Origin of the sequence: Pseudomonas sp. B111, assembly GCF_026428275.1 — a bacterium.
GTDB classification, from domain to species: domain Bacteria; phylum Pseudomonadota; class Gammaproteobacteria; order Pseudomonadales; family Pseudomonadaceae; genus Pseudomonas; species Pseudomonas aeruginosa.
Genome location: NZ_CP097857.1, coordinates 4,113,131 through 4,126,229, shown reverse-complemented (window position 1 = coordinate 4,126,229; position 13,099 = coordinate 4,113,131). Strand labels below are relative to the sequence as shown.

14 protein-coding genes are annotated in these 13,099 nt (G+C 53.0%); 6 read left to right on the top strand and 8 right to left on the bottom strand.

Features of this window, described 5'->3' with window-relative positions; all coding sequences use genetic code 11:
- Positions 1 to 24 precede the first annotated feature (24 nt).
- Entirely contained in the window at positions 25 to 2,187 is a 2,163-nt protein-coding gene (locus tag M6E97_RS19215) for a hypothetical protein (protein ID WP_174217675.1), read from the bottom strand.
- On the opposite strand from M6E97_RS19215, the gene M6E97_RS19210 reads away from it, so the two are divergent.
- Positions 2,186 to 2,395, top strand: coding sequence for a hypothetical protein (locus tag M6E97_RS19210; protein WP_174217674.1), 210 nt, complete (start codon positions 2,186 to 2,188; stop codon positions 2,393 to 2,395). The two genes, M6E97_RS19215 and M6E97_RS19210, sit on opposite strands and share 2 nt — an antisense overlap.
- A 477-nt stretch (positions 2,396 to 2,872) precedes the next feature.
- Here the strand turns inward: M6E97_RS19210 and M6E97_RS19205 are convergent, their stop codons facing one another.
- The gene (locus tag M6E97_RS19205) at positions 2,873 to 3,850 is read right to left on the bottom strand and encodes a tyrosine-type recombinase/integrase (protein WP_174217673.1); all 978 of its coding nucleotides are present in this window, start codon (positions 3,848 to 3,850) and stop codon (positions 2,873 to 2,875) included.
- The gene (locus tag M6E97_RS19200) at positions 3,843 to 4,007 is read right to left on the bottom strand and encodes a hypothetical protein (protein WP_174217672.1); all 165 of its coding nucleotides are present in this window, start codon (positions 4,005 to 4,007) and stop codon (positions 3,843 to 3,845) included. Before M6E97_RS19200 ends, M6E97_RS19205 begins: the two co-directional genes overlap by 8 nt.
- A gap of 363 nt (positions 4,008 to 4,370) precedes the next feature.
- On the opposite strand from M6E97_RS19200, the gene M6E97_RS19195 reads away from it, so the two are divergent.
- The 5 genes from M6E97_RS19195 (at position 4,371) to M6E97_RS19175 (ending at position 7,598) form a co-directional block, all read left to right on the top strand.
- The gene (locus tag M6E97_RS19195; RefSeq protein ID WP_254611641.1) at positions 4,371 to 4,868 is read left to right on the top strand and encodes a hypothetical protein; all 498 of its coding nucleotides are present in this window, start codon (positions 4,371 to 4,373) and stop codon (positions 4,866 to 4,868) included.
- A 192-nt stretch (positions 4,869 to 5,060) separates the two neighbouring features.
- Positions 5,061 to 5,687, top strand: coding sequence for a hypothetical protein (locus tag M6E97_RS19190; protein WP_174217671.1), 627 nt, complete (start codon positions 5,061 to 5,063; stop codon positions 5,685 to 5,687).
- Positions 5,688 to 6,109: 422 nt separating this feature from the next.
- Complete coding sequence (locus M6E97_RS19185; protein WP_174217670.1) at positions 6,110 to 6,349, top strand: hypothetical protein; 240 nt, start codon at positions 6,110 to 6,112, stop codon at positions 6,347 to 6,349.
- 81 nt (positions 6,350 to 6,430) lie between these two features.
- The gene (locus M6E97_RS19180; protein ID WP_174217669.1) at positions 6,431 to 7,255 is read left to right on the top strand and encodes a hypothetical protein; all 825 of its coding nucleotides are present in this window, start codon (positions 6,431 to 6,433) and stop codon (positions 7,253 to 7,255) included.
- The gene (locus tag M6E97_RS19175; RefSeq protein WP_174217668.1) at positions 7,248 to 7,598 is read left to right on the top strand and encodes a histone-like nucleoid-structuring protein, MvaT/MvaU family; all 351 of its coding nucleotides are present in this window, start codon (positions 7,248 to 7,250) and stop codon (positions 7,596 to 7,598) included. The genes M6E97_RS19180 and M6E97_RS19175 overlap by 8 nt, the downstream gene beginning before the upstream one ends.
- Positions 7,599 to 7,680: 82 nt before the next feature.
- Here the strand turns inward: M6E97_RS19175 and M6E97_RS19170 are convergent, their stop codons facing one another.
- From M6E97_RS19170 to M6E97_RS19150, 5 genes are all read right to left on the bottom strand, one after another.
- A complete protein-coding gene (locus M6E97_RS19170; protein ID WP_174217667.1) occupies positions 7,681 to 8,670 on the bottom strand; it encodes a DUF4917 family protein in 990 nt (329 codons plus the stop codon).
- Positions 8,671 to 8,848: 178 nt separating this feature from the next.
- Positions 8,849 to 9,667: a hypothetical protein gene (locus M6E97_RS19165; RefSeq protein WP_174217666.1), complete on the bottom strand. Its 819-nt coding sequence runs from the start codon at positions 9,665 to 9,667 to the stop codon at positions 8,849 to 8,851.
- The gene (locus M6E97_RS19160) at positions 9,667 to 12,195 is read right to left on the bottom strand and encodes a hypothetical protein (RefSeq protein WP_174217665.1); all 2,529 of its coding nucleotides are present in this window, start codon (positions 12,193 to 12,195) and stop codon (positions 9,667 to 9,669) included. Before M6E97_RS19160 ends, M6E97_RS19165 begins: the two co-directional genes overlap by 1 nt.
- Positions 12,196 to 12,268: 73 nt before the next feature.
- Positions 12,269 to 12,754: a hypothetical protein gene (locus M6E97_RS19155; protein WP_174217664.1), complete on the bottom strand. Its 486-nt coding sequence runs from the start codon at positions 12,752 to 12,754 to the stop codon at positions 12,269 to 12,271.
- Positions 12,754 to 13,065, bottom strand: a complete 312-nt coding sequence (locus tag M6E97_RS19150) for a hypothetical protein (protein WP_174217663.1) — start codon at positions 13,063 to 13,065, stop codon at positions 12,754 to 12,756. The genes M6E97_RS19155 and M6E97_RS19150 overlap by 1 nt, the downstream gene beginning before the upstream one ends.
- Positions 13,066 to 13,099 lie beyond the last annotated feature (34 nt).

The following is a 13,099-nucleotide window of genomic DNA, read 5'->3' as shown; positions in this document are numbered from 1 at the left end:
GCGACCCTAGGGCCGCCTTTTTATTTACTGTCCACCCCCTTCAGGAGCCCTAGGATTACCGCCTACTAGGCGTCTGGTGAGCGCCGTGGTAGCCATCGACAAAGGAGCCCGGACCATTGAGCTGACGTTGCCCATTATCCCAGGAGCGGTATTTTCATACGGATTGAGACCCGGCTCAGAAAAGGAAACCATGTTCAGAACAGTTCTAGGGAAATTGGTGATTAGTTGAGCAGAGGTGATGCAGGCGGACCAGAACAGCATGGAGTTCACCAGAACCATGACGACAGCGCCGATAAGATAACCGGCAAGAGCATCGAACGGTTGAGTGAGGTCAGCGGATCCTGTCATTGCTCCCCACACCCCACCTAACGTGACGTTAACAAGAGGTAGCGCAATACTTGTAATAGTCACGGCGGCAGCGAGGCCGCCAACTGCTAGAGCAGGATAGAAGCCCAAAAAAATCAGTGTATTCCAACCTTTAGCGGCCATCTGCGACGTGTGTTCGTCCCCTTTAGGAGCTGCGAAGGCAGCCCCCCAGAGGGTAACGCCAAAGAACGCAGAGGCAACGAAGGTAAGCCAACTGATAACACCCATAAGGCCAAAAATAGCAAATACAACTGGCAGTATGTACCCAAGAAATGCGCCCGCCAGCAAAAGAAGTCCACCAATTACTGCAAGAATGGTAGTTGTTTTTCCATCTTTACCAAAAAGCTTTGCCAGACCAGAACCGGATATAAACATAATGCCTGTGCCAGCAAGCTCACGGCCAAAGGCAGCGATTGTATGTAGATTGGCTCTGGATGGATCGGTTTTAAGTATTGGTAGTCCTAATGCTTCATAGAGATCAATGCCTTGAATCTTGCCGTCTGAAGTACGCTCCAAAGTGGTTTGTCCAAGTTTTGTTATGTCATCAGCACTGGTCAATGAAGATAGCGCTGTTGTCGGATACAGTTTAGATGTCGCACCGCTACCATATGATTGTGCGCGGGAAAAATCATTGGAGACACGCATGGCAAAGGTTCCGATTGTCATCCAGCCCCAACTTTCCATACTGGAGTAATAGTCCTCTGTTGCCTTTTTTTGGGTTTCAACAAGGTAGTTTTTAATAAGGCGTGTTGCTACTGCTGAGTACCATTTAGTTTCAGCGTTCAAATAGCTTTCAGTGTCCTCCGAAAGCTTAGCTGCTTGCTCTGTGTTGTTCGTAAATATTGTGCTGTGCGTGTTGTAGGCAGTGGTGTATAGCCTTTTCCAAAGGTCTCTTTGGGCCGCTGCCAATCCAACAGATATTGCCTTGTCGTTGACGGCTCTTAGCTGATTTATAGCCTCTGGACAAACGAAAGAATCAGATCCAGCGAACTGGCACAAAATGTTCTCAGAGTTGAGCTCATAGTCGGTGCTTGTTTCACCCGCAGTTTCGTGGTCCATTTCAGAAGAGGAGTAACTAATACGTGCAGCAATTTCGTCCGTTGGTGGGATTAGCGGAACTCTTGTGTAATCCAGAATCATTGATATATGGGGATGCGTAGCTGATTTAGGGCCAAAATAGCCAGCATCACTTGGGGACGTATACTGTCTACGCCACTGGCCTTCAATCAGTAATTCTGCGATTTCCGTAGACGACATATCTCGTAGAATGTCGTGAGGGTTTTTGTTGGTGTGATATCCACTAGCAGACGATGCGAGGTCGAGCCAATTCCTGATAAGATTTTTTGCTTCACGCTCTTTGACAGGATTTGAGTAGTCAGGGTTGGCGCTATGTATATAGTCACCCATTAACCTGTTGCTAGTAACAGCTGCATCATCTCCCCATTCGCTGCCGGTTATGGTTATGCTGGCTATCAATTGGTGCCCGGGGGTTAGAATTACTTGTGTTCCACTTGTTGCCCCTGCTGGGATAACTGGAGCGCACATGCAAAGTGCAAAAACAATTCTGAGAGGATAGAAGAAGGCTTCATTTCCATCGCGTGAACCGAAGAAATTACCATTCTGGCGTAGCCGAAATATCCCAAGGAACATTGCCCAAGAAGAAAGAATGCCAAACCCTGCAAGCCCGACAAGAGAGAAGTAGCTTGCAAAAATTATAATAGGAGTTAGCTCAGTTGCCTGGCTTGTGATCTCTGGCGGGAAATTCGCGTACCAGGTGCCTAATAGCCAAACTACAACCAATGTCGAAAAGGAGGGATTCATGGCAACTACTCCTTCACGAAGTAAGGCAGTTCAGGCGGAGGTATTTGTTCAAATACAACCTGTTTTTGACGAATGCCTTGCCGGTGCGTTGAGGCTTGACTCTCAAGCAGTTCATTTAAGCGTGGTGCTGGAGGTGGTCCTAAAAGAATTGTTAGCAGGCAGAATAGAATTACCGCCATTTCCATTTTTACGAAGTGTTCACGCTTAAGGCTAATTTTAATGCAAGAGATGTATTGCTTAAGCATTGTGCTTGCTCCTATAGCGGCTCCACATTGTGGCGAGGCTCGTTCTTTCAAATCGTTCAGAGAACAATCTGTTTATATAAGAAAGTGAGTTTCTGTAGCTGTATCCGTGATCTGAAAGCTTCTCAATGTCTTCGCTTACAAGATCGAAAATCTTTGATGCGTTGACTATATCTTTAGGGAGCTTTCGTAGTCGGCGAGTTTTCCTCTCGATGCTATCGAGAAGGATCTCAGATTCTGGTTTTTCTGTTGCCATGATTTGTCCTCATTACATGGTTGAATTATCAACCATGCGTAAACACTCGACAAATCGCCTATTTTATTAACGCAATCTCAAAAGAATAACTTTGGTAGCTTTTACCGAGGTATTAAAACGCACGTTTGAAAATATTTTTGCTGCATAGAAAAAAGCCCCTGGGAAAGGGGCTTTGAGAGCGTTTGGTTTAATACCGGACTTTATATGTTGGTGAGTCTTCAGGCCTTGAGGCGCGGCGATCATATATCCGCGTCGTGCTGATGTTTGCGTGTCCCAACCACTGCTGAACCTTGGCGATATCGGCCTCATGCTCCAGGGCATTGGTCGCAGCCGTGGCCCTCAGGCCATGAACGCCCAGGCCGGCGACCTCGATGCCGGCAGCCCGGGCGTAACCGCCCACCAGGCTGTAAATCCCCTCGGCTGACACCCCGGCTCCAGTTTTCCGCCCGCGCAGCGGTACGAACAGCGGTGCTGTAGCCTCTTCCTGGTTATGACCAGAGGCCTCCAGGTACGCATGGATTCTCTCCAGGGCGACCGGATGCAGCGGCAGATAGCGCAGCTTCCCGCCCTTGCCGTGCACACGCAGATGCTTGATTCCTCGGCGCTCCAGGATGTCCTGGACGACCAGGCGCGCCGCCTCCTCGCGCCGTAGGCCGTGGTAAAGCAACACGGCCAAGATCGCACGATCGCGCAGGCCCTTGATCGTCGCCGGATCAGGCGCGTCAAGCAGCGCTTTCGCCTGGTGATCACCAAGCGCCGGCGTCTTGCCTTCGCTGCTTTCGATCCTCGGCCGCTTCACGCCGTGCACTGGGTTGCCGCCTGCGACGGCGTTCGCATCGAGAAGGTGATCAAACAGGCTGGCCAGCGCGGCGAGCTTTCGCCTGATCGTCGCCCCGGCCAGGCCGCGCTTTTCGAGCTGGCGACGCCATGCCAGCACATGCGCCCGGGTTACAGCCCGGAACTGGTCCGGGCTGGTGATGCCGATGAAGGCGCTGAAGTCCTCGATGTCGCCCTGGTAGGCGCGACGTGTGCGCGGGTTATCCAGGTTGGCGAACCACTCGGCCGCGGCCGGCACCTCGGCCAGGCCCTGGAACTCAGCAGCAGTGAGCCGGCGCTCGCCGGTGACCTGCAGGCCTCCGGCTGGCTTCGCGATCAGATCAGTCATCATCATCCTCGGCCGTGCAACGGCACAGCTCTTCGTCATCTTGGATGGCCACCAGGTTTGGCAAGTCATCGCCGATGCCGCTCAGGTCGGCGTACCACTCCGCCGGCTGATAGGGCAGGCCGCAGAGCGGGCAAGTGTCGTCTTCGTCGTAGAACATGGGGAACACCTCATTGATTGGATCCCCACCTCATTGGCGATCACGACGACTGTTCTGGCAAGTCTGCCGGTTCGAGCGGCCCAGGTGCCTGAGGCGTTTTCGAGAGAATGAGGCAGGGCTCAGTGCCTACGTGCTCCTCCCACAGATACAGTGTGTCGCCTATCCCGACCCCCAGGTATTCGAGGGCTTCATCGGGCAATGGCACCACTGGATTCCCTTCATCATCCTTTTCAACGGTCACGCGCCATGTCATTGGAGTTCTCCCCGAGCAGCTGAAGATTTATAACGATAATGTATTTTATCGAGAATTTTTGATCCCGCCGGGAATTGAGCGGGGCAGGGTGGCCCGGTAGCATCCAAACGATGATGAAACCTCACCTCGCCGATCTGCTCCTCGATCACATCGAACGAACTGTACCCGTCCTGCAGATCGGCCAAGATCGAATGTCGTACTACCCGGGAGCCGCGTTCGCCGGTCTGGTCGGCAATGCCTACCCGCAAGCCTGGAAAGCATGGCCATCGAAAGCGCCCAGCGGATCGCAGTGGTTTGCGATTCATCTGGACGCGATCGGCATCTTCTGGGAAGTCGACTACGTGAAGTGGGCGAAACGATGCGCTTTCGTCGCGACTACAGATCATCGCTTTTACTGGCCGGACGGAAAGTCGGGGTTGGCCGGGAAGGTGCTTCGTCCCTTGTTCCAGGACTGGATGCTGAGAGGGGCGCTTGCTGGCGAGTTCGGGCCGGACTACCTGTCCGAACTCGCTGCAGATCCTGTGCTACTGCAGGAGTACGACGAGCACCTTGAGGTGATGGCCGCGCTGTTAGCTAGGTACGAGATCGAGGAGAGGCTGCAATGCTGAAATACTGGCCGTATATACCACGGCAAGGATTCCTCTTGCCCTAGCTGAACCATCTCTCTATCGTATTGCCAGGCGCCTGGTAGGTGCCCGCCGTCCACAAAGGCAAAGCCAACGCACTACCGTGACTGTACCAAACCGCCCTGTATTGGGATCTCGTAGTGGACACCAGGTCCAGCCTTTGGAGGCTGATGTATGCAGCACGCCCTCACCTTCGCTGACATCCAGAACGTCAAGCGTCACGCAAAAAAACTCAAGGCCTCACACCCTGATCTGCCGCATGCGAAGCGTCTCGACATCGCAGCTGCAGAGCTTACAGGTGTACGTAACTACCACGAGCTTAACCGTCAGTTCGAAGAGCTGATCAACCGGTACGTTGATACTCCAGAATTGAACGGCGTCAGCCATTGTCGGTACTGCGACTTCCGTTTCGCGGCGGATCATAAGCCAGATCTGAAAACTCATCGCGACCTGCATGAGCGCTTCATGGAGGTGCATGAAAGGTTGGGTTATCGGCCTGGAACCTACGTTGAGCGCGAACGGATGAAGAAAGACGGCTACCAGCAAGCGAACCATGCAGAACAAGTCGAAGACCGCGTTGCGGGTCTTCTCATGATCACTCGTGGCTGGTTCGACAGGTCATTTCACGATGCGGTTTCGGACGGTTACTGGCCTAGGCACCCGTCGTTTGAAGAATACGTGGCCATGATGGTTCCCCACCTGGAGACTATGTATCCTGCTCTTGCAGTCATCGTGGCTGAACGTTACGGGCGGACGCCAGGGGTCATTCCCGAGGGCAACACCTACTGGTCGGCACGCTGAGGTACTAGCAGCCCGGCACGTTATCTTGCCGGGCTGTGTTCGGCTATAGTCCTCAAAGCTCAAGGAGTAAGAGTTGGTTACGTATCCTGTTCATGTGCATCGAGATAATTACCGCGGGGCGAACGCTAAGAGGCAAGCAAAGGCAGCGGAAACGAACCGCTATGCTTCTCGTATCGAACAAGCAGCCAATCGCCTTATCCAGGCTCAGCGGGAGCCTATTCGGTCCTATCACTGGATGGAAATCAGTGAGGAGTCCGATGTTCCTTACGAAATCGTTAGAGATCTTGGCTTCAGTATTGATTGCGGCTCAAACGGTTTTACTGCTATTCGGCCAGGGTTGTCCAACGAGGACTATCAAAAAGCAATGCGAGGCGAACAAGTCGGTGATACCTAAAAGCAGCGCTGTTTAGCATGGAGTAGATATGAGAACCGAATTTTCTCTAGAAATTGGCGTTGATGTCATCGACATTCCGACGATGCATGAGTTGCCGCGTAAGCAGTATATCGATTACATCAAAAACAACCTATTTTGGGTAGATCACCATGATGTGCTTCGTGCCTCACATGGGGAGTACCCGATCGCTACCTCCTCGCAACAGATAGATGACCTAGTGGATTATCTAAAGAGCGTGGCTCAGCGGATGAGGTCTGCTGGGCAATAAGGAAGGTGACAAGCGGATTGATGTTCTCGCGTGAGATCGCAATTTGCTTGGATGCGATGAAGTGCTTCGAGGGAGGATGGCTTGGATCTTTCTATAGGCATTGGTGGAGTTTTAAAGAAGATTTTCGGTGGGTTAATTGAGTTTCTGGATAAAATCCTTTTCTACAGGGCCTACAGTCTTTCAACGCTATACAGTGGTTACAGGGAGATGTTCATCTGGAAGCCTAGCGAGCTAGGTGATGAAATTGAGTACAGGGTGCTGTGGCGGCGCTATTACTATAAAAGAAAACTAGTTAACCCATTGATTTGGGTGAGGGCTCGAAAGGGTTATGTATTCAAAAAGGTGGTTCTGTTAGTAAAAGGCGAATCCGAGAAAACGGAGTATCAAGATGTGGTTACTCTGTTTGATTTGACAGAAAAGCCAATACAGACGGCATTGGCTAGCTTGCCCTTTCGTGACCTAAGATTTGATGATGGGTTTGTTGAGACTCCATACCGTGGAATTAGAGTTAAGCTGTTAGAAGCCTTACGTGATGATGGCTCCAGCCTTGATTGCTCTTATGGGTATACGCAGTATATGACGCCCTCTGATCGCTTAGAGGTACACTTAGGAAGAGAAAAGGGTGATGTTGAGCGGTGGGGGGAGATTTTTAATCTCGAATTTATTGAGATGGAGATTCGCTCTGAGCAGATAAGGTTGCTTGGGGGGAGGTATGGGCGCAGCAAGATTGCCTATAAAGTAAGGGAAATGGTCTTTCAGTATCGGGCTGTGGTTAAGCTTGTCTTTTGGCTGAAAAATATTGTTTTTGCAAGGCAGCTTGAGAAGGCTCTGGAAGATTATTTTTCTCGACAAAGAGCTTTTGATGAGATGGAAGATAAAGTCAACGTGGGGGCGATAAATGAGTAAGCTTGTCGAATTCAAACGTCTTGAGGCTCAACTTGCCGCACAGTTGCAGCAACTGGATGCACTGAAGAATGATGCTGAACTGAAAAAAGAAATTCAGTTCGAGGAAAAACTGCGGGCACTGTTAGCTGAGTACGGGATGAGCTTGAGAGATGTGATTAACATCCTTGACCCTTCCCCTCACTCCACCCCTGCCGTTGTGGTGCAACGCCGTCAGCGCCAATTTAAGGTCTACAAGAATCCCAACACAGGTGAAGTCGTCGAGACAAAGGGCGGTAATCACAAAGTACTGAAGGCTTGGCGGGAACAGTATGGAGTTGAAGCTGTGAACTCCTGGCTGCAATAAACTAAAGCGTTGCATGACAAAGGGCGCCATTTAGCGCCCTTTACTATTGCTCATGGTTTTGGTTTAAAATAAAGATTGAAATTTAATTATTCCAGCAGTTTGGGCTGGAGCGATCAAAAAACTGTACCTCGACGTTGCCGAATGCTGCTGTAATCATCTCTGAAACTCTATTGCAGTATGCTTGGTCGGCTCGGTTTGCAGAAATTGCTATTCTATTAGGGTTTGACTTCAATAGTCGCTCTAATATATGTGTATCTTGAAGTCCAAAGCCCCAGCCGTAAATAACAATGCTTTCTGTCGGCGCCGTTAGAGTCTCTCGGTAGACGGTTTCCAAATAATGACTTCCTTGTATGGAGCTGATTTTTTGCTCTTTTAATCCCTCGCTGACAAATAGTGGAACTCTGTCACCTGTCTCCCAGCTCTCTAGTATGCTCCGCAAGAGATCTCCTCTGTCGGCGTTGAGCTTTAACTCACTTTGGCGAAGATTTCTAGAGAGGTATAGATTTCCATGCGGATAAAAAACTAGAGTGCAATGATTTTCGCCATAGTACGGTTCTTCAAATCTTTTCCAGTTACAGTCAAAGTGCGCCCCTAGGAAGCAATCTTTAAATCTGTGTCCGTCTTGAATGGAGTTTCCGTACATCATTACCCAGTACAGAACTAAATCATAGTTTAAGGATATGATTCGATCAAAGCGCTTTGTGAATGTATACAGCTTCTGAAGGTTTTCAGATACGTCGGAGTATTCTGGATGTATGGCTCTAACCACTTGTATCAAGAGGTTGCGAATATTTATATATGCCTCCTCTGTTGCGTTATCTCTTATGTTTAGGCACTTGTTTACATATGTCGATTGCCAGACAATTCTTAAGATTAATTCAAAGTCACTTGTGTTGAAATAATTAAATAGCTGCTCGATATTAGCGGTCATTAGATTGTTATTTCGAGCAAATTCGAGTATAGAGTTATATTTAAATCTATTGCTAACGGCGATGCTTGCGCCGTTGCCTATTAATAAGGTGCCAGCGTAATCGTTGGCAATGTCGGGCCAGCTATGGATTTCATGGGGCATATATGATCTTCCATGAGTCATTCCTCTTTATGGATTGCATTATCATCGCTGCCGCGGATAGTGCAACTACCATGAGCTTAGTCATCAATCCAACGAGGTAGTCGGCTCGCTCAGATGCCCATGAAAAAGCCGGCAAGTAACCTTGCCGGGCCTTCCTGTTCAGCGAGAGTCGGTCAGCTTACCAATCAAGCACCTGAACTCGTCCGCCAGCTGCAGGTGCAGTTCTGGGTTTAGGTGCTGGAAGAGCAAATTCTTTAGGTTTAACCTCCGGCTCCGGCTCCGGCTCCGGCTCGGCTGGAACCTGTGCCACAGTCTTCTCTCGCTCCTGCAGTTCGACTTTCCCCCCTTCCGGGGCTTCAACGGGCGCAGCCCGGAACCGTTCGTAAGCCATCCACTCAGGAAGCTTTTGACCCCGCGCAGTGAAATTCACAGCGTCTTGGAAATGGTTGAGATAATCCGATGCATACGTCAGCTTTGCCCTCTCTGCCTGGTAGTGCGCATCGAGCTGTGGCGATTTTTTCCCTGCAATCCAGGCTTCGCGATCAAGCTCCAGAAACTGCTCGAACTCGCTTGTATCGAGCGCCTGAAGATCGTGCGTGGGCGCTGGATATAGGCGCAGTACAACCGCCACGGCATCAATTGTCTCACCATCGCGAATTACGCTCTGAAGGTCGCTCAGGAGGTCATCTCGCCCTTGGCTGATTTGTGCTTGCACGGCCTCAATCCGCTTTTTCAAGCCTGCAACCTGCTCAGCCGCGACCCGCTCAGCTTGAACTTTACGGTCAGCCTCCGCTTTTTCCGCGGCGGCCACCCGAGCGACTTCTTCCCGGCGTATCTCTTCCAGCTTTCCGGCGACCATCGCGCCACCAGTCAAGATCAGCCCGGCCAAGGCCAGCCTCGGTAACCAGTTTCGGTCCGGAATCGCAGGATGGACGTTCGACGAGCGCAACTGAAGCAGTGCGCTGTGCTGCTCGAAGACATCGCGTTCAAACGTCATCACGCCACCTCCTGCTGAGCAAAGCCGAACCGCGGTGAGAGCTTGATCAGATCTCTCCGTTCGACGCCGGCGCGGTTGACCACAGCCAGAGCGGTGAACCGTTCTGCGGTGAGCCCGCGCACTTCGGCCGGGCTGACCAGGGGATGTGTATCAAGCTTCGCCGAACCTGCTCGCGCCTCCCGGTTGAATGCACCAGGGAGTAGCTCGAACGCTTTTCTCACGCCCGATTTTTCCGCCAACTGGCTCGCCATTGCCCAGGCTTCACCGGCGAGGCCGCCAGTTCCCCGCATCCCCCGTAGTTCGCTCGACCAAGAGGCCGATGCCATTACGGTTCCGACTCCGAAGCTGCCAGCTTCGAGCTGCAGCCCAGCGATGGTTCCAGCGGCATCCGATGCAGGTGCGGGGACCTCGCTGTAAATCGCCCGTGGTACAGCGCCCATTCGGCCAGCGACGAATTCACATGTGGCATCTGTGTTGACCGCCACAGCAATGATTGAACGGAACTGACCGAGGATCTGCTGCAGCAGCGCCGGCTGGTTTTTCAGTGCGATCTGCAGACCATCGATGTTCTGAGTCGCGAACACTGCGCAGAGGCCAAGGGAACGTGCGATCGGCAGAATTTCGGCTTCGCTCTCGGTCATGAGCGCCTGGCACTCATCGACTACGAGCATGACGCGCCGGTGTCCATCCAGCTCGGATTTCCAACCCTCGCCGCGACGTTTGATTTCGCTGTAGAAGCGCTGCTTCGCGAAGTTGGTGATCACGGCGCCGGCTTTGCCAAATTTGAACTCGGGCAGCAGCAGTCCAATTCGTTCGCCGTGAAGAGCCTGCTCAATCTGCACACCGGTGGCGGCGTCAGCCCAAGCGCTTAACTGGGCGTTGTTGACCAGCAAACCGAGCCAGACGCTCGCGTTCTGTTTAATAGAGTTTGCGGTGTCGGCCGGCATGGCAGGGAAGGTGCGTGTGAAGTCATCGTACGCACGGCGTACATGCCCAGGCATCAGCGAAAGCACTTTCGACTCCGGCGCAGATTCGACCACGGCCTTTGCCGCATCAATCATCCCCTCGCCGAAAATCAGATGATGCAAATGGCCTAAGGTCCAATCCCAGCTTTCGACCTCAAGATCGACCAGCAGCGCGAGGGTTTTCGCCGCAGAGCGAATCAGCTCGGCCGCTGCTTTTTCCCAGAACGGGTCTTTCGATTCGCTCTGCCCGGCGAACATTTCGTACAACGAATCAGCCACCTGGTCGGGTGTTAGATTTTCAATTGGGGCAAATACCTGCAACCCGGGCGTGATCACCTGGAATCCGTCGAGGTCAGCCAGCTCTTCGGGTAAAACCCCTTTTCCGTCGAGCACCAGAAGTCCACCTGCATCGGCATCAGTCCAAGAACCGATCACTGGGCGCAGCACACCAGCGGTTTTGCCTGCGCCAGTCGCGCCAAGCGCGAGTAGGTGAGTAGAGAGGTCATCGACGCTCAAACCGCAGGGCATGCCCGCTTGGGTTGGGGCGAATGGATCCCGCCGCCCACTTAGCAAACCTGTAGTCCGACCGAGGTCCACAAATGGCGTTTGATCGGCCGTGGCCTGCGTGATTTGGCCGACCTTCGCCGCCTCGAACTTCTGGAAAACCACAGGCGACACCTGGTCAACCAATTTTGCTGTCGGCGACCGACGCAGCGCTTCGAGCGCGTCCAGACCCCGCCGCTTAGCGAGGTCTGGAAGAAGGAAGACTTTCATCCCTGTCCAGATCACAGCGAGCACCAGGAGCGGCAAGGTCAGCAGGCTGAACAGCGGAACCCCGGTCATTGCAAGCCCAATCGCGAAAACCGAAAGACCCACAGCCGCGACAACAGCCAGCATCGAACTCAGGGCCTCGCGCAACCAGCTTGTCGTGTAATCGTCACCAACAATTTGTCCGTCAACCGGCTGGCCATCGGCATCGACAGTCAGCGGCCGGTACTGATCCGCGAGATCTGCGGGCACATCATCAGGTGCGACGCGCAGCAGTACACGCTCGGCCAATCGACGGAGATCGGCCTTGTCAGGGTCAGTCAGCATCGGCCCGCGAGGTAGGAAAATCTCATATCCGCGACGTGCTACGCCGCTGGCTAGGTACAGCAGGTAACCACCGATCATAGCGAGGCTGAAACCGGCTGCTGAAGATCCCCAAGTAAAGACCAGCCCCCCTTTGCTCGCGATCAATGCCAATGATCCGAGTAACAGCGTGGCCACCAGAGCAATGAGGGCGAGGAGGAACTGCCGCGCGAGCAAGCGCGACTCGATCCGTGCGGCGACATGCAGCGCAGCCCGACCGAACAACAAGCGCCGGGTTTGCCCGGCGCGATCAACGGGCCGGTGCTCTGGCTCGCTCACATCATCATGCAGGATCTGCTCTACTGGCCACCCAGGCGCATCTTCGGCCAGTTGACCGGCGACTGCTTCTCGCATCGCCCGCGTTTGTGCGAGCCGCCAGTCGCGCAGGAGCGACTGTGGGTCGTCGATATATTTTCGGAATTGCTCTACCATAACCTTTCTTCCTTTCGTGGTGTTCCGCCGCGGAATCGGCTGGCGAGAGTTGCCGCTCTCGTCAGCCAACTTTTCACTCTGCAGACGTCTCAGCTGCAATTCGTGTACTTTCCGATCCCAGAGCCCGCCCCGCATCAGTGAGTTTTGCTCGTGTTTCTGCATTGCGAACGCGTTGCTCAAAATGCCGTAGTTGAGGCATCCGACCTGTCACATTCACCTGTTTCATGTCGGAGTTCATCGCATCCATGAAGCTTGCAGGGCTTGGAAAAAACTTGAGGCTGCTATCGTCGAGTGCGCGGCTACCCGTAAGAGCGGCGCGCAGAGCTCGGTTCTCGGCTTCGAGCAGAGCAATGCGATAGTCAGCCGCAATCAGCCCGACGTGCAGGACCGCTTGGCCAGGCTGCTTTAGGTCGTAAAGTCCGCCGAAATCGTCTAGATCCCTCGACTGAAACGGCGCATCGGACAGGCCTGGCATGCACTCCTGGAGAGGGCATGCGCCTGCTGGCCCAATAAACGCTGCGGCTAGAGCCGCGGCGGCATACATTGCTTTCTTGTCCATCACATCGACCTCGATTGCTGATCTTGCTGTTCTTGCAGCAGTTGTTGTTCCTGTCGTTTTGTTGTGAGCTGGTTCTTCTCCGCGTCAGTTTCTTCGCGGGTTTCCTGCTGCTCCTGGTGCTTCTTCTGCAGCTCGTCCATCGCGGGGTCGCGGGCCAACTGGTCCAACCCGTCTAAATCCTTCCCTTCAGCCTGTCGAAACTCCTCACGCTCTTTCCGGCGTGCCTCGATGAACGCTTGGGCGTCGGCCCCACTAATCAGCACGCGCTTTTTCCGGGCGCGAAAATCCCCGTCATCGTCACGATTGCTCATGCGATTTTCCTCTCTACATTGCTGTGGTTTGGCG